14 protein-coding genes are annotated in these 16,887 nt (G+C 39.9%); 11 read left to right on the forward strand and 3 right to left on the reverse strand.

Translation table 11 applies throughout. From position 1 onward, the window contains the following. Window positions 1-108: 108 nt before the first annotated feature. Both Q0A08_RS22715 and Q0A08_RS22720 read right to left on the reverse strand, forming a co-directional pair. Complete coding sequence (locus Q0A08_RS22715; RefSeq protein ID WP_438463795.1) at window positions 109-807, reverse strand: putative 2OG-Fe(II) oxygenase; 699 nt, start codon at window positions 805-807, stop codon at window positions 109-111. A gap of 218 nt (window positions 808-1,025) precedes the next feature. Further along, on the reverse strand, window positions 1,026-2,897 hold the full coding sequence (locus Q0A08_RS22720; protein ID WP_438463796.1) for a M4 family metallopeptidase: 1,872 nt from the start codon (window positions 2,895-2,897) through the stop codon (window positions 1,026-1,028). A gap of 514 nt (window positions 2,898-3,411) precedes the next feature. Here Q0A08_RS22720 and Q0A08_RS22725 point away from each other — a divergent pair. Next, window positions 3,412-4,023 (forward strand): OmpW family outer membrane protein, encoded by a 612-nt coding sequence (locus Q0A08_RS22725; RefSeq protein ID WP_438463797.1) that lies wholly within the window; start codon window positions 3,412-3,414, stop codon window positions 4,021-4,023. A gap of 169 nt (window positions 4,024-4,192) precedes the next feature. Here the strand turns inward: Q0A08_RS22725 and Q0A08_RS22730 are convergent, their stop codons facing one another. After that, window positions 4,193-5,068 (reverse strand): helix-turn-helix domain-containing protein, encoded by an 876-nt coding sequence (locus tag Q0A08_RS22730; RefSeq protein WP_438463799.1) that lies wholly within the window; start codon window positions 5,066-5,068, stop codon window positions 4,193-4,195. Between the two features lie 178 nt (window positions 5,069-5,246). On the opposite strand from Q0A08_RS22730, the gene Q0A08_RS22735 reads away from it, so the two are divergent. From Q0A08_RS22735 to Q0A08_RS22780, 10 genes are all read left to right on the forward strand, one after another. After that, a complete protein-coding gene (locus Q0A08_RS22735; RefSeq protein ID WP_438463800.1) occupies window positions 5,247-6,782 on the forward strand; it encodes a M81 family metallopeptidase in 1,536 nt (511 codons plus the stop codon). Between the two features lie 156 nt (window positions 6,783-6,938). Continuing rightward, the gene (locus Q0A08_RS22740; RefSeq protein WP_438463801.1) at window positions 6,939-8,432 is read left to right on the forward strand and encodes a M81 family metallopeptidase; all 1,494 of its coding nucleotides are present in this window, start codon (window positions 6,939-6,941) and stop codon (window positions 8,430-8,432) included. Window positions 8,433-8,533: 101 nt separating this feature from the next. After that, window positions 8,534-10,117 carry an ABC transporter substrate-binding protein gene (locus Q0A08_RS22745; RefSeq protein ID WP_438463802.1) on the forward strand — a complete coding sequence of 528 codons (1,584 nt, stop codon included), beginning with the start codon at window positions 8,534-8,536 and terminating at the stop codon, window positions 10,115-10,117. A 123-nt stretch (window positions 10,118-10,240) separates the two neighbouring features. Then, window positions 10,241-11,185 carry an ABC transporter permease gene (locus Q0A08_RS22750; protein WP_438463803.1) on the forward strand — a complete coding sequence of 315 codons (945 nt, stop codon included), beginning with the start codon at window positions 10,241-10,243 and terminating at the stop codon, window positions 11,183-11,185. Window positions 11,186-11,193: 8 nt separating this feature from the next. Next, window positions 11,194-12,090 (forward strand): ABC transporter permease, encoded by an 897-nt coding sequence (locus tag Q0A08_RS22755; protein ID WP_438463804.1) that lies wholly within the window; start codon window positions 11,194-11,196, stop codon window positions 12,088-12,090. A 4-nt stretch (window positions 12,091-12,094) separates the two neighbouring features. Then, window positions 12,095-13,081 (forward strand): ABC transporter ATP-binding protein, encoded by a 987-nt coding sequence (locus Q0A08_RS22760; RefSeq protein WP_438463806.1) that lies wholly within the window; start codon window positions 12,095-12,097, stop codon window positions 13,079-13,081. Beyond that, a complete protein-coding gene (locus Q0A08_RS22765) occupies window positions 13,074-14,054 on the forward strand; it encodes an ABC transporter ATP-binding protein (RefSeq protein WP_438463807.1) in 981 nt (326 codons plus the stop codon). The genes Q0A08_RS22760 and Q0A08_RS22765 overlap by 8 nt, the downstream gene beginning before the upstream one ends. A 182-nt stretch (window positions 14,055-14,236) precedes the next feature. Further along, window positions 14,237-14,986, forward strand: a complete 750-nt coding sequence (locus Q0A08_RS22770) for a TSUP family transporter (protein ID WP_438463809.1) — start codon at window positions 14,237-14,239, stop codon at window positions 14,984-14,986. 144 nt (window positions 14,987-15,130) lie between these two features. Beyond that, window positions 15,131-15,718 (forward strand): TetR/AcrR family transcriptional regulator, encoded by a 588-nt coding sequence (locus Q0A08_RS22775; protein ID WP_438463810.1) that lies wholly within the window; start codon window positions 15,131-15,133, stop codon window positions 15,716-15,718. A gap of 85 nt (window positions 15,719-15,803) precedes the next feature. Continuing rightward, the gene (locus Q0A08_RS22780; protein WP_438463811.1) at window positions 15,804-16,670 is read left to right on the forward strand and encodes an alpha/beta hydrolase; all 867 of its coding nucleotides are present in this window, start codon (window positions 15,804-15,806) and stop codon (window positions 16,668-16,670) included. The last annotated feature ends 217 nt before the right edge of the window (window positions 16,671-16,887 follow it).

Consider the following 16,887-nt stretch of genomic DNA (forward strand, 5'->3'; position numbering starts at 1 on the left):
AAATTTATTAAGGCAGTTAGAAAAAGTGGATGATAGTTCATCCACATATTGTAAAAAAGGAGAGAGGATTCGCTTTTACTTACTTGAATAAAGGGCTTTAACTAAGGATTAGTAAATATCAATCACAGCATTAAAGGCAATGACAATACGGTCTTTTTGGCCAAAGTAAGTAAGGGCGGCATGTTTAAGGTAAGAAGGAAAAAAGATAATTTGGCCTTCTTTCGGCTCAAAATCCCATACGCCTTGACCACTCAAATAGGCTGTTCCTGCATCTGAGTAGTGCTCTGCATTGACTCTTGGGTCATAAAAACGGTTTACACCATTGCGATCACCTAATGTACTTTCACCTGGATCAAGATAATAAATGCCACACCAAGAGCAATTTGGGTGAGAGTGAGCATCATGATAACCACCATTTTGTGTTACGTGGTACCAAGATTCGATGATATTTGCTTCGACTTCGACTTCTTCAGGCCAAGCTTCTTTATTAACCTCAAATGCAACTTCAGCTAAAAGCTCTTCAAAGATACGCTTGAGCTCCATGACTTCAGGTGTTTGTGCTTCTAAAAAATCGAGAGGGCTTTCAAAAAGTTTATGTTTAGCAATAGGGGCAACAAGGCTGTCTATCTGTTCTTTCTGTTGGCTCTTACATTGGTAGATATAACTTAGGAGATCGTCTTTTAAAAACTCATGATCAGGCTGTTGAGCGATAAATAAGGGTGTAGTCCATGTTTTTATGGCTTCTATTGCCGCTGGTTCTGCTAGTTGAAATGCGTCATCTAGGTCTAGGGTGTTATGGCTTGTCATGGTGATCTCGTTCAAACTTTTAATCTGTTAATTTTAAAGCTTGTTGATGAGGCTGAATACTAAAACTTGTGAATTGGTGTTTTTACGCTGATGTGTAGCAGAATAGGGAAACTTAATAAGCTGTTGTAAATGATGAGTTTAGTCTATAAACCAAGAAAGCCCTCGCCAAATGACGAGGGCTTTCTCGGGGATATAACTTTTACTTAAGCTAAACTCTCTTAGTTTTTGTCACCTGTTAAGGTTACGCCAGAGAAGCTAGAGTAAGCATTTATCATGACATATAGTTTGTCGCCAGAGCTTACAGACATGGTGCAAGTTTCGTTGCTACCTGATCTGTATGGACGACAATCCCAGTTGCTAGTCGTTGCTTCGCTTCCGTTGCTTACATAAAGATCCGCATCGCCTGAAGAACCTGCAATTTTGATTTTCACTGAGCTAGTATTAGATGGCACAGTGTAAACATAGCTTAGTTGACCACCAGTGTTCGCACTTAGACCAGAGATAGCTACGCCATCTTCAAGTACGTCATCACCAGGCTCTGGACCAGTTCCACAGCTTGAATCAACACCAACAGTGGTGAAAGCAGCACTTACGTCTGTTGTGTTAAAACCATAGTCTTCAGCCGCTTTCATTACACCACAAGCACCTTCGTCATAAGTGGTGTTAACTCCCCAGTAAAGTTGGTTAGCTAATGCGAACGCTTGGAAAGCGGTTTTTGTGTTCCAGCCATTGGTGTTAGCCAACAGATAGAAAGCACGGTTATAAACACCAGAGCTATAATGCACGTTTAGGCCATCATAGTAGTCGTCTGCATGGTCAATAGATGACCCGTCACGGCTAGGTGTTTCCATGTAACGCAAAGCGCCGTTTGACTTAAATATGTCAGCACCAACTTGCCAGTCGTTTGTACCTTTCATGTAGTACTCTGCTGCTTCACCTGCGATATCAGAGAAAGCTTCGTTAATACCACCACTTTGATTTTCATATTTAAGGCCAGAGTTCTGCTCTGTAAAACCGTGTGATACTTCGTGGGCAGAAACATCAAGACTTACTAGAGGGTAAAAGGTGGAATAACCATCACCAAAAGTCATTGCTGAGCCATCCCAAAATGCATTTTCGTAATTGTTACCATAATGCACTTTCATTTTTAATTGGAATGAAAGAGGGGCTGTGCTCATGTAGTCTTGGTACATGTCATAAACAACATTACCAAAGTAGTGAGCATCGTTTAATGGAGAGTAAGCGCCGTTAGCCGCTTTTTCATTGTTATCTGGGCAGGTGAATTCATAAATGCTACCGCCAGATGTTCTGTTGTTTAGGTCATAAGTTGCAACATTGTCTGTTTCCATGCGGCAATCAGAGTCAACTTGCAGATAGCCGTAGTCAGTGCCGTAGTAATAAACACCTGTTTTTTCGTTGCCACCAATACCTGTTGCGTTCTGGCTGGCAATTGCTTCTACTGATTGGCCAATGATTTTGTCATTGTTTGATGGTGAAGATTGACCGATTATGCCATGGTTTAGTGCATTCCATGATTCATAAACCTTACCTGAGTTAGCGTCAATGAAGCTAATAGGGCGAGCTGGTGTATCACCGCCTGTAAAGATGTCTACTTTATAAACTAGGTGAGCAGTTTGACCTTCATCAAGCCAAATAATCAATTCAGCACTGCTTCTTTCAGGATCAGATAGGCCATCCTTTTGTAGCGCGATTGCAATGGCTTCTTTTTTGCTTAAATCAGCGCTTACAGAGGTCACATCATTGCCAATGTTAGCAATATAATTACCTACAACTTCGCTTACTTTGCCAGATGCGTCGCGTTTAGCAGACAATGAATGTCCGTACACCTCAATTCCATTGAACTGTTGACGTAGACGCGCTTTTTTAATCGCTTTAACGTCATGGCTCTTAAAAGAGTTTTTGTTATCTAAATTAAGGGCTTGCGGCAAATTAGTTAATGATTGGCCGATAATAGATTGACCAATAATTGACTGATTCTGGTCTGCTTTAAGTTGTACTATGTCAGCGGCTTGCGCAGTTGTCATATACATCAAAGCAGGTACTAAATAAGCTAACTTTTTCAATTTCATTACAATCTCCATTTGCTCTTATTATTTATGGTATTTGCGATTGTGATTAATCGTTTTGCCATAAGTTTTTTTTGCTTTTTAAGCACTTTGTGTTGCTCACTTATGCTTCCATTCGTGCGTTTTATAGTCAATCTAATGTCAACTTTTACTAATAAGTTCATGTTTTTGACCTTGTGAGTGTCATCAATTGGCACCAATTGTGAAATGCATGCATGATTTGTGTATATCTACCTTTACAACTTGACTTTGCATTTATATAAAAACGAATTGAACAATATGGTTATTAAATAAGCGGTTATTTTTAGGCTTGTTTTGAGGTTTTTTGTCTGTTTTTTTATGTGAATGATTAGCGAATAAGAAAAGAGCGAGATACTTACTAAAAGTTTGATCTAGCTTTGGGTATTTGAATTAGTAGAACTATGGCTTGGATTCTATTGATCTAGGTTAAGGGAGGTTTTTAAAAAACTGATATTTTGCTTGCTCACTAGATCAACTAATCAATAAGGACAGAAATATGAAAAAGATAGTACCTCTGAGTGTCATGTTGGCGTTAGCTTCACCTATGGTTATAGCTCATGAAGAAGGGGATTTTTTCATGAGAGGGGGATTAGCCTCAGTAATGCCAAATGAATCCAGTGATAATGTTTTAAACACTGGTGAACTAGAGCTTACAAATGATATGCAAGTGGGTTTAACTTTTACCTATATGATGACTGATAATGTGGGTATCGAGTTATTAGCGGCAACCCCTTTTACCCATGATGTTTCTACAAATGGTTTAGGTAAGATTGCAGAAGTGTCTCATTTACCACCGACTTTGATGGGTCAGTACTACTTTGGTGAAGCAGACAGCAAATACCGCCCCTACCTAGGTGCAGGCTTAAACTATACGACTTTCTTTGAAGAAAAAGGGTTTGGTCAGCTAAATAATACCGAAGTAGAGCTAGATGATTCATTTGGTTTAGCTGTACAAGCTGGTATTGATGTTGAAGTAAATGAAGACTGGTTTTTCAATGCATCACTTTGGTATATGGATATAGACACAGAAGTTAAAACATCAGTGGGTACCTTTGATGCTGAGATCGACCCTTATGTGGTCATGATAGGCATGGGTTACACTTTTTAAGTCTTAATTTATTCCTCGAGCTTTCACTTTTTAAGCTTTCAGTTTTGTAAATTAAGCAATTGCGAGCAAGGCAAGGAAAGCCTTACTTCGCGTCTCTAATAAGAGAGTAAATTAGCACTGGGCTGACTGTCTTTATTCAGCTAGCCCTTTTACTTTTAATGAGCTCTACTTATATATAGTCGTAACCAAAAAAGACATCAGGGTCTATGGTCGACTTCTTCACCTTCAAACGACTTTTTACATCCTCGCTGATTTTAGGGCTATCTAGCCGATACAGTCCGCTGCCTTTTAAAGCTTCTCTAATATTGATATTTGTGCCTAAAAACTCATAGGTAATATAGCGGCAAGCAGGGTCTCGACCGTGAGTACTAGAGACACCTGCATTAATGCCATTTAAAAATTGAAACTTTGGTTGATAGGTTGGATAAAGAATCGCCATAGATAGGTTCTTCTTTAATAGAGACTCCATTTCAATGATGTAAATACGATCTGAAATTAGAGAGACAACACCAAAGTACTTAAAGGTAAAACATGGGCCTTTTTCTTCATCTACCTTATCCATTTTCTCTATAGTCTTACAAAAAATGCGATCTTCTTTGACATAAAAGTGCGCCACAGATTTCGCGATATAGCCTGGAAAGCCCATTGAATGGCAATAGACATTATAGAAGCCAAGGTAACGCGTTAAGTCTTTATCGGCTTTTGGGTAAGTGATTTCTAAGAGGTTTAAAAGGTGCTGTGAGTCTGAACTAATAGATTGCTTAGGTGACTGCTTGCTCAGTGCGACAAATTGCTGGTGGGGTAAATTGATGACACTTGAATCACACTGAAAGTAATCACATATCTTAATTAAATTTGAATTTGATGGTCGTGATATACCGCTTAGATACTTATTAAACTGTTGTCGATTGATATCTAAATCACGACATACCTTAGAAATAGATGACTTCTGATCACATAGATAGCGTAAATTGCTAGCTAGTTCACTTTCGACCTTTTCTGCTGTCGCTAGTTTATGCTTTTTTAAGCTATTGGCATCTAACATTGCTCTATTTTTACCTTACTCGCGAAATTGAAGCTCTCTAAATATGGAGAGTAAACTTTCCTTATAACTTAAGCACGTAGCTCCTTAGATAACAATCTGTTAAGCCGATTTAGTTATTGATATCAAAAGAGTGTAAAGCCTGCCTTAAGATTTTTAGGACTAATTTGGTGAGATTTATATGAAGATATTGATGGCTGGATTTCAGCATGAAACCAATACGTTTTCTCCGATACCTGCACTTTATAATGATTTTGTAAAAGCAGATATTTGGCCGAAAATGATTTTTGCCGATGAAATGTTATCTGTGTTTGATGGTATGAGCTTGCCAAGTACTGGCTTTATGAGAAGAGCAAAACAAGCGGGTCACGAGCTTTCGCCTTTACTCTGGTGTTCAGCCGAGCCAAGTGGCTTGGTTGATGATCAAGCTTTTGAAGACATCATGTCACAGATTTGCCAAATGATATTGGCCGAATCTGACTTTGATGCCGTTTATTTAGATTTACATGGCGCTATGGCCACAGCCAAATACGATGATGCAGAGGGAGAGCTGCTAAGACGGATAAAAAGTATTGTTCCTGATGATATTCCTATTGTTGTGAGTCTTGATTTTCATGCAAATGTGTCGCCTTTAATGGTAGAGCAAAGCGACCTTATTAGTATTTATCGTACTTATCCGCATATCGATATGATTGAGACAGGCGAAAGAGCCTTTGAATATTTAGTATCTTGGTTAGAAGGTGGATTGCGTTATAAACAATTATGCCAAATACCATACCTTATCCCTTTATCCGCCCAGTGTACTAATGACAAACCAAATAAACAGCTATACCAATATTTAGAGCAGTGGGATCAAGATACAGAACAAGGGTTAGAACTGGCATTAGGCTTTCCACCTGCTGATATCTATGATGCTGGTCCCGCTATTGTGGCTTATGGCAGCGATAAAACTGCCTTAAAGCAGAGTGTTAATAAGCTATACGGCACAGTGCTAGAAGCTGAACAGATCTATCAAGATAAGTTGTTAGAAGCTGATGAAGCAATTGAACTGTCTTTAAAGCATCTCGCTAAACATCACCAAGGAACTGTCATCCTAGCGGATGTGCAAGATAACTCAGGAGCAGGTGCCACGAGCGATACCACAGGTATTCTCGATCAGATGATAAAAGCGGGTGTTAAAGGTGGTGTGGTTGCTGCTATCTGCGATGCAAAACTAATTGGTGAAGTACTCGCTGTTGGTGAAGGTCAGTATATAGAGACTCAAGTAGGAAACCACTTTAGCTTTAATGCAGAACGCGTAGCAGGGCGTTGGTTGATTGAAAAAGTTACCGATGGTTGCTTTACCTGTACGGGGGATATGTATTTAGGTGCTAAAGCAAATGTGGGTGGACTAGCCTGTTTGCGACTGTTATCTGATGATGTTGATATTCGTGTGGTAATAAGTCGTGACCGATTCCAATGTGTTGACCGCTCTGTTTTTCATCATCTTGATATTAAGTTAGATGAATGCCGTATTTTAGTGCTCAAGAGTACAGTGCATTTCCAAGCAGACTTCGCTCCTATCGCCAGTAAAATGTTTCAAGTTGTCTCTCCTGGTGCTCATCCATGTCGCCTCTCTAACCTTGCTTACCAAAACTTAAGAAACAATGTTCGTCTTGGTCCTTGTGGCCCTGCATTTAAGAAACAAGTGACGCTGACTAGCGAAGGGGGAGCATAAAAAAAATTGTTATTAGCGAAATTGATATTAATTAGCAGGCTTTTATATTGAAAAGACGCTGTTAGTTAACTGCTAATCAAGAAACCTGCTTTCAATGAAATGTAAACAAGTTAGCGATTAGACAGCGATTTGGTTCAGTTTATCCAGAGGTAAGTAATGCGATTTGTTATAGCTATGATGCAACATGAAACCAATACTTTCTCGGCTCAGCCGACACCTTATAAAGCGTTTGCTGGTGGTACTGGCTATGACATGCCTCCTCAGGGTGATGATGCGAGAGCAGCGTACCAAGACTCAGGCTTTCCTATCGATGCTTTTTTGGATTTTGCCGATGGTTTAGGTGTAGAAGTGGTGCTACCTATTGCCGCAAATGCTGACCCAAGTGGCGCTGTAGACCATCTTGCCTTTGAAACAATTGCATCACAAATCTGTGAGGCCGTATCGCAAGGGTGCGATGCTGTTTTATTAGATCTTCATGGTGCCATGGTGACACAGGCATTCGAGGATGGTGAGGGAGAACTACTTAAACGAATTCGAGCGATTAATGCAGATTTACCGATTGCAGTGACCTTAGATATGCACACTAATCTCACGCAAGACATGGTTGATAATGCCACTATTATTACAGGCTATCGAACTAATCCTCATATTGATATGTACCAAGCTGGTATGCGCACTGCGCATACTTTACTTAAGACATTAGAAGGTAAAGTTCAGCCAAAAATGCTTTGGCAGAAGCGGCCTATGATGCCTCATTTGCTAAAGCAAGCCTCATCTGAGCAACCTATGAAAGACTTGCTTGCCTTAGCGTCTGAGGTAGAAGCAAATGAAGAGGTGCTAAATGCGACGCTATTTACAGGCTTCCCTTTAGCGGATATCTCCCACGTGAGCGTTAGTTGTTTAGTGGTTTATGATGCGTTAATCCCCGCTCAAAAAATCGTGGGTAATACTGTCATAGAGAATGTTTTGGATGCTGCTTGGCAGCAAAAAGAAGCCTTTGTTTATGACCTAGAACCAATTTCTGACACCATTTCTTTTGCTAAAAACTTAAAACAGTTTCCTATTGTCTTGGCTGATCATGGTGATAACTGTGGCGCTGGTGGCAATGCCGATAGTATGACCGTGATTAAAGAGGTTATCACGCAAGGCTTGGAACAGGTTGTCGCTGGACCTATTTGGGATGCCGCAGCAGTAGCTAAAATGGCGGAAGTAGGAGTGGGTGCTGAAGTTAGCCTGACTATCGGTGGTAAGAGTGATGTACCAAGTTTACAGCTCAAGGGCCAACCTTTGTCACTTAAAGGGAAAGTAAGGTCGATTCATGATGGCCGATTTAAGTTAAAAGGACCAATGATGCCTGGCTTTCAGGCTGATATAGGTATGAGTGCAGTACTGGATACTGGCTCTTTAGAATTAATCATTAGTAGTAAGCGTTGTGAACCTTACGACCAAGCTTACCTGTCTCACACTGGTATCGATCTTTCTCAAAAGAAATACATTCTTATTCATTCAAGGCTGCACTTTCGGGCCGCCTTTGAACCTATTGCAAAACATATTATCAGTGTCGCAGGCCCAGGTGTTTGCCAGTCTGACTACAGCTTATTCCCATTCAAAAATTTGAGGAGACCCATTTTCCCTTTAGACAAATTTTGATAGATAGCGAAATTTGAACTCACTTAGTTTTTAAATACAAACGGTTTTTAAATATAAGCAGTTTTTAAATTCAAACTAGAATAAAAATAAGAGGTAAACCAATGTTCAACCTATCATTTCTAAAAAAGACCTTTAGTGCAGGTCGCAGAAAGCTTTTGATGAGCTCGGCGTTACTCGGCGTTATGAGTGTGGTTAGCTTGCCAGTTGTTGAGGCCGCGGATAGCGAGCTTAAAATACTTCATTCGCGAAGCTTTACTGATATTCAATCCCTTGACCCCGCATTTTATACCGCCGCAACTGATGAAGATGTTATGGGGGCGATTTATAACAAACTTATTTATTACAAAGCCGGTAAGGACTGGGAGTGGGAACTCCAAGCGGCAAAGAGCATAAAACAAATTGACGATACTCATATCGCATTTGAATTAAAGCCTGGCATCATGTTTTCTAATGGCTTTGGTGAGATGACTGCTGAAGATGTGAAGTTTTCTTACGAACGAATTATTGATCCAGAGCTTGCTTCTCCCGTAGCTTCAGATTGGGGAACCTTAGATCACGTTGAGGTCACTGGTAAATATACAGGTGTTATCGTATTGAAAGAGGCTTTCCAACCGCTTTGGAATATTACGCTGCCTTATGCTGCTGGTAATATTTTGTCGAAGAAAGCCGTTGAATCTGTTGGAGGTAAATTCGGTAGTAAGCCGCCTGCGATTTCTGGTCCCTTTCAAATTAAAGAGTGGAAACCTAAACAAGTTGTTATTCTAGAACGAAATCCATTATGGACAGGCAAAATGCCAGTTTATGATGAAATTCACATTCATCAGATAGATGATGAGAAAACAGCTGAAATTGCTTTTGAAGCAGGTGATATAGATTTTACTCGCATCAGTTTGAGCTCATTGCAAAACTACCGTGAAGCACCGCCTAAAGACTCACTATTAAGTGAGAATCCTTCTCTATTTTACGTTTGGGTGGGTATCAACCAAGAAAACAGCAAACTGTTAGACCCTAAAGTTCGTCAAGCGATCCAACTTTCAATTGATGTACCTTCTATTCTCGCTGCAGCCTATTTTGATGCTGCTGATGCCGCTACAGGGATTATCGCACCTGGACTAACTGGCCATAGAGAGAAAAGCATACTTGCACCTGCTGCAGATTATGCAAAAGCTAAACAACTTCTAAATGAAGCTGGCTACGGGTCTGGACTGGATTTATCCATTGATATTTTAAACAAGAGTACCTTTGTGACTGCTGCACAAATTATGCAGGCTACAATGGCAACTGTGGGTATTCGTTTAACGGTTAATCTGCATGAATCTGGCTCTTTCTGGGCATTGGGATCAGAAAGTTCAGGTGACCGATGGAAGAATATTGAACTTGTTATGAATCGATTTTCTATGACCCCAGATCCTTATTATGCAAGCCAGTGGTTTGTCGAAAAACAAGTGGGTGTCTGGAACTGGGAACGTTTTCGTAATCAAGAGTTTGATGAGCTTCATGAAAAAGCATTGAGTGAGTCATCTGAACCAAAACGTTCGATCATGTATCAAAAGATGCAAGATATTATGGAAGAGTCTGGCTCGTATCGTTTTATCACACATGAATCAACACCAATCATTTATCGCAACGCTATTGTTCCTGCATTACGCCCTGACGGCACACCTTTATACAGAAGCTTTCAGTAATAACTAGGCAGAGAGGCTTAATCTTTTAAGCCTTTTCTCCTCTGTTATTACTTTTATTCAAGTGTTAAGTCTGATCTAAGTGGGTCAGGTTTAAGTGCTCACCCGTTATTAAGTGAGATGATTATGTGGTTCTTTCTAGTTAAACGCTGTGGCTTAGGTGTACTCATTGTATGTTTAGCGGTAACAGCTTTATATCTAATGATTCATTCTATTCCAGGAGACCCAGCCAGTATTATTTTAGGGCCAAGGGCAACGGAAGAAATGAAAGCAGCGTTAGCGGTTAAAATGGGGTTAGATCAGCCCATTTTGATTCAGCTATTTAATTTCTTTAAGGATGTCTCTCAAGGGGATTTGGGTTTTGATGTTTTTAGTCAAAGACCTGTGATTGACATTATTATGGAGCAATTACCACATACTCTCATTCTGATTCTTGTCAGTATTATGTGGGCCGCAGCCATTGGTATTCCTCTGGGTTGTTATTCTGCTATTTATCAGAATTCCTTGTTCGATAAAATCAGTGCCATTTTATCGGTCGGCACAATCGCAATTCCTTCATTTGTTGTTGCCATCTATGGTTTGCTAATTTTCTCTGTCACCTTGCGTTGGTTACCAGCCATAGGGGCAGGCGATTCAGGTGATATTGGTGACCAACTGATACACCTTATCTTGCCATCATTGGCAGTAGGATTAGGTTGGGTAGGTTACATCTCAAGACTCGTTCGCTCGTCAATGTTGGAAACCTTAAGTGCAAACCATATTCGAACTGCAAGAGCGTTTGGCTTACCTGAAAGGGTGATCATTTATCGTTATAGCTTGCGTATCGCCATACTACCTACCATCACATTATTAGGTGTTGGTGTCGGTTATCTTTTGTCTGGTGCACTGTTTGCTGAAATTGTGTTCGCCAGGCCTGGGATAGGTAAATTGATCTTTGATGCTGTATCTACCAGAAACTATCCAATAGTGATGGGATCTGTCCTTATTACCACCATATTGTTTGTCATAGTGACGACCTTGGCAGATTTTGTTAATGCTCTTTTAGATCCACGTATTCGTGCCCATGCTTAGGAGTATGTATGACTATTTCAACCCTCAAGCAGATGTTTGTTATGCCTAATTTTGAATTTTTAGCCGGTTTCAAGCTATCGATTAAGCGCCTTTGTAAGGAGCCTTTGGGTTTATTGGGGCTAATTCTTGTTACCTTAATTGTAGGGAGTGCAATTTTAGCACCTTGGATAGTGCCTCATGACCCAATTGCTATTGATGTGATGAATCGCTTAAAAGCACCTTCGGCTGAGCATTGGCTTGGCACGGATCAATTAGGTAGGGATATTTTTTCTAGGGTACTAATGGGGAGCCAAGTTGCTTTAAAAGTCGCTTTTTCAGCTATCTCATTAGCACTTGGCTTTGGCTTGTTGTTAGGGCTGATTGCAGGTTTTGGCCCAGCTTGGTTAGACCATATCATAGTGACCTTCTTTGATACTGTCCGATCTTTTCCAACCATTATTTTTGCCTTAGCAGTGGTGACATTAACAGGGCCAAGTTTGACCACCATTATTTTAGTGATAGTGGTCACCTCGATACCCATTTATGGTCGTGTAGTAAGAACGCAAACCCAAGCGCTTAGTGCACAAGAGTTTATCCTGGCTGAGCGTGCTTTAGGTGCCAGTATGCCAAGAATATTAGGTGTGCATATGCTCCCTAATGTTATTGGCCAGCTTTTAATTCTTGCCAGTATGGATGTCCCTATTGTGATTACTATTGAAGCAGGCTTGAGCTTTTTAGGTTTAGGTATACAGCCTCCAACACCCAGTTGGGGCACTATCTTAAATGATGGTTACCTTTTTATTCGTAATACTCCTTGGATGATTGTAGCGGGTGGAATTCCTCTTATTTTATGTACCTTGGGATTTACCTTTTTAGGCGAATCATTGAGGGATATTTTCGATCCTAAATTGCGTAAGGATATCTAATACCATGACTGATTTAATTTTAGATGTGCATGACTTATCGATTGATTACCGTACGCCAAGAGGGAAGTTGAAAGCCCTGCGCAATATTAATATGCAAATTCCGAAAGGAAAAATTGTTGGCATAGTGGGTGAAAGTGGATGCGGTAAATCTACCTTGATTGGCGCCATTATTAACTTATTGGCTTCGAATGCAGAAGTGACTAAAGGCGGTGTAAAACTTGCTGAAGATGAGTTATTTAACTTGTCGAAAAAACAGATGCAAGCATTAAGAGGTGATCGCTTTTCTATGGTGTTTCAGGATCCTATGACTAGCCTAAATCCTGTTGTCTCTATCGGTAATCAAATGATAGATATTCAATACCGAGACAAAATAAGCAAAAAAGAGAAAGCAGCTAAGGCCGCGATGATGTTAGATAAGGTCGGTATTCCTGATCCAGAAAGTCGCTTATCTCAATATCCACATGAGTTTTCTGGTGGTATGTTACAGCGTATTGCCATTGCTATGGCTTTATTGGTAGAACCAGAACTATTAATTGCCGATGAGCCCACAACGGCATTAGACGCTACCTTAGAAGTGCAAATTATCTATCGCTTGAAAGAATTACAAGCGAGCCAAGGATGCTCCATTTTGTTTATCTCACACCACCTTGGCGTAATTGCTGAGCTGTGTGATGAGGTGGTGGTTATGTATTCAGGTGAGGTAGTAGAAAAAGGAAGTGTTCGGGATATCTTTCATAATCCTAGTCACCCTTACACCCAAAAATTGCTGCAATGTGATCCTGCTGCTATCAAACAAAAAACGAGAGACCTTCCAACTATTTTAGGCAGTTTGCCTGATCTTATCGAAGTACCTAAAGGGTGCATCTTTGCCGAGCGTTGTGATGCTGCAAGCAAAAACTGCTATGAGCAAAAGCCTAAAGCCAGCCAGTTAAACGATAATCATGTGGCGAGTTGTCACTTATTGAATGAAGCAGGAGCTCTTTATGCTTAATTTATTAGAAGCTCGAGATGTACGTGTTCGTTTTCGCAGCAAATCTGTCATTAAATCTTTGTTGGAGCGAGATGATGATCCGTTTTTAGATGCAGTTTGTGGCGTTTCATTAAATGTTAAACCTGGTGAGACCTTTGCCATAGTTGGGGAAAGTGGTTCCGGAAAAACTACCTTAGCACGTGCAATCACTGGGTTAGTGAAAGCACAGGAAGGCAGCATTAGGTACCTAGATAAAGAGTTAATTGGCTTGAGTAATGCACAATTTAGACCCTTACGCCGTGATATTGCCATGATGTTTCAAGATCCAATAGGGTCATTAAGTCAGCGTTTAACCATTGAGGCACTCATTACAGAACCATTTAAGATACATGGGGTTAAAGTGGATGATTATGCAGAAGAAGCAAGAAGACTATTAGCCATGGTTGGATTACCTGCTCATTTTGCTAGTCGTTATCCTTTTCAACTAAGTGGTGGTCAGGCACGAAGGGTAGGGGTAGCAAGAGCTTTGGCTCTTTCGCCTAAGCTTATCGTAGCGGATGAACCAACCGCTGGGCTGGATGTGTCTGTTCAAGGTGAAATACTTAATTTGTTAGCAAAACTGCAGAGCGAGCTAGGTTTAAGCCTACTTATTATTACCCATAATTTGAGTGTTGTGCGTCATATTAGTGATCGAATGGGCATCATGTATTTAGGTCGGTTCATTGAGCAAGGCAATACCGATGATATCTTTGAGCAAGCTATGCACCCTTATACACAAGCTCTTTTATCTGCTAATCATGACCCTGATCCAGATGCTCATTCAGAACGTGTCGAGTTACAAGGTGAGGTTCCTAGCCTTTTACAGAGGCCTATGGGATGTGAATTCCATACTCGATGCCCTTATGCAAAAGATATTTGCCGCACTCAAGTGCCTGAAATGAAGTATTCAACCGGTGGGCATGAGGCTCAATGCCATCTTATTGACACAATTTAATCTGTTGAATGACTGATTTATTGATGCAGTAAATTAGTTTGTTTTAAACAGGTTCGTGAATTGGATATATAGACTCACCAGTCTCCTGAAATGTATATCCATTTTTGGGCTGCTTTTTAGCAGCTCTTTTTTTTGCGTTTAAATGCTGAATGAAAGCGCTTTAAATTGAACAGGGCTAAGTAATGTTAGAAGTGTCACATATTTTATTATTGGTTTTTTTAATTTTAGCCAGCTATATACAAGCCAGTACAGGCTTTGCTTTTGCGCTCGTTGTCATGAGTGGTGTAACGGCTTTTGATTTAGCGCCTATTGAAATAACCGCCTTTGTTGTCAGCTTCTTAAGCTTGGTAAACTCTTCTATTGGTTTACAAGGTCGCTTATGGCGTAAAGTTGATAAAACGGCATTATGCTATCTTTTAGTTCCATGCGTGCCTGCGACCTTTTTAGGTGTTTATTTATTAGCTTATTTTGGCGAGAGCCAGCTTGCTTTACTCAAGTTCATACTAGGTTTTTGTATTCTTATTAGTAGTTTGGCCATGTTGATTAAGGTGAATGAAAAAACGTTCAAAACCAGTAATTTCACCTATGTATTAAGTGGTCTTATCTCTGGCGTGATGGGTGGCATGTTTGCGGCTTTTGGACCGCCAATGACTTATATCATGTATCGTCAAAACATTAATCTAGAGACTATAAGAGCAACACTTTTAATGGCATTTACTTTTACCTCAGTAATTCGCTTAGGGTTTGTCCTAACGACTCAAGAGGTGAGTGAGCACGCGTACTTTTTAAGTGTATTAGGTATTCCGGTTGTTATCTTAGCTACGCTCGCAGTACGCTATTTCCCTTTACCTATTTCCTCAAAGCGAATGAAACAGTTTGTTTACCTCATTTTATTTACATCAGGATTCAGTTTAATTCTACAAGCATTTTAGTTGAGCCAAGACTAGTTAAGTGATTGGCTATAAATACTAATTTAGAAAAAATTAAGTTGTTTTGGATTTATTGTTCCGATTAAGAAACAGATATTTCATAATGCGATGTTGACACAAATCACATACCTGACGTAAGGTAGGTGAATGAGTATTAATAAAGACACACGTACAGCTATTTTAGATGCCGCCCAAGATTTGGTTCAACGCCAGTCAATTAGTGGAGTTAGCTTTCAAGAGCTAGCTAAACGTACAGGCATCAAAAAAGGCAGCATGTACTATCACTTTGAATCTAAAGATGATTTGACCTTAGCCTTATTAGAAAGGGCAAACATAGATCTGCGTGAAAGTTTTGAGCGAGGTGTCGGAAAAACACCAAAACAACGACTCGATTATTATTTTAACATCTATCGTTTATACGTGATTCCAAGTGAAAAACTTTGCCCTGCTGGCGCTTTTGCTGGTGAGTGGGATAAATTATCACCACCTGTACAAGAGACGGTTAAAAAGCTATTAATCACTCAGTCTGAAGGGCTGAAAAGTGTATTAACAGCAGGCATAGAAAATGGTGACTTTAAGGATCAGGGGCAAACTATTGATGAACTTACCCAATGGATAGTGTCGTGTATTCAAGGTTGTTTATTGGTGTGCCGTATTTATGACTCTAAACAAGCGTTTGAGAGTGCTGTTAAGGTCATTAATTGCTATCTAATGCCTGATCATAAAGCAGAGTAAAAAAATTTGCCTTAAAAACCTACCTTACGTCAGGTTGAAGGAATTAACGCAAAAATTATTTAAGATTAACAGTCGAGACTAAATGATGAATATCGCATTTACACTTTTCCGTTTAAAGAACCAACTAACGAGTTTATTTGCTTCGGCGAATACTGCCCATAAATTTGCTGAAGTCTTCTTAAAGCCAAAGCGTTCTGAAGTGAAAGATTGGGAGTTAAGAGCTGAGCTAAAAGGCGAGCGAATTAATTTAGGTGATGAAATAAGCGCAATTAAATGGCGAGCCGAAGCCGCTAAGTTAAATAATAAACAGATTTTGCTAGTACATGGCTGGGAAAGTAGGGCAACTCATATGTACGGTTTGGTCGATGGTTTGCTCGAACAAGGTTATAACGTAGTAGGCTTAGATATGCCAGGTCATGGCCAATCACCGGGGAAATCATCTAATGCTAACCTTTTTGCGCAAACGATATTATTAGCTGAGCAGTCTTTAGGTGAATTTAGTGTAATTATTGGCCACTCTATGGGGGCTTCTGCTACGTCTATCGCTGTCGGTCAGGGTGTATCGCCAGAGAAAATGGTTTTAATATCTGGCCCTTCTTCAATTGAAAATTCAATTAGACATTTTGTTAGTTTAATCGGTTTTAATAAGCGGACTTCTGATCATTTCATTGCTCGTATTGCTCAATATGTGGGTGTTCCATTTCATCAACTTGATGCCACTAACTTATTACAAGAATGCCAAATCCCCACTTTGTTGATTCATGATGAGAGTGATAAAGAGGTACTGCACAGTGAATCTAAACGACTGGAAAGTGTGCTACAAAATGCTCACTTGATGACAACTCAAGGTTTTGGACATAGAAAAATTCTAAAAGCTCAGCCAGTTCTGAAGGCGATCTCAGATTTTGTCGCTAGTGATACTCACTTCTTTAATCTTGTTAAAGGTAAGTAAATGAAATAGTTAACTTCTTCTTATATACCGGTTAAGTCTGTCAGCTTGATTGGTATTTTTAGCCAACTAGCTAGTAATAGTTAGTTGGTTTTTTTTTGCCTATCACTAAATCTCGTTCAGAGGTTCGTTTTTTCTTTAGAAAACTTTGATATTTGTGAGTCTTGTTCATTAAAAATCATAAAATTAAACGTATAAATCCCTGTGCATAAATTAATTT

The sequence above is a fragment of the Marinomonas sp. PE14-40 genome, assembly GCF_051623805.1.
Taxonomy (GTDB): domain Bacteria; phylum Pseudomonadota; class Gammaproteobacteria; order Pseudomonadales; family Marinomonadaceae; genus Marinomonas.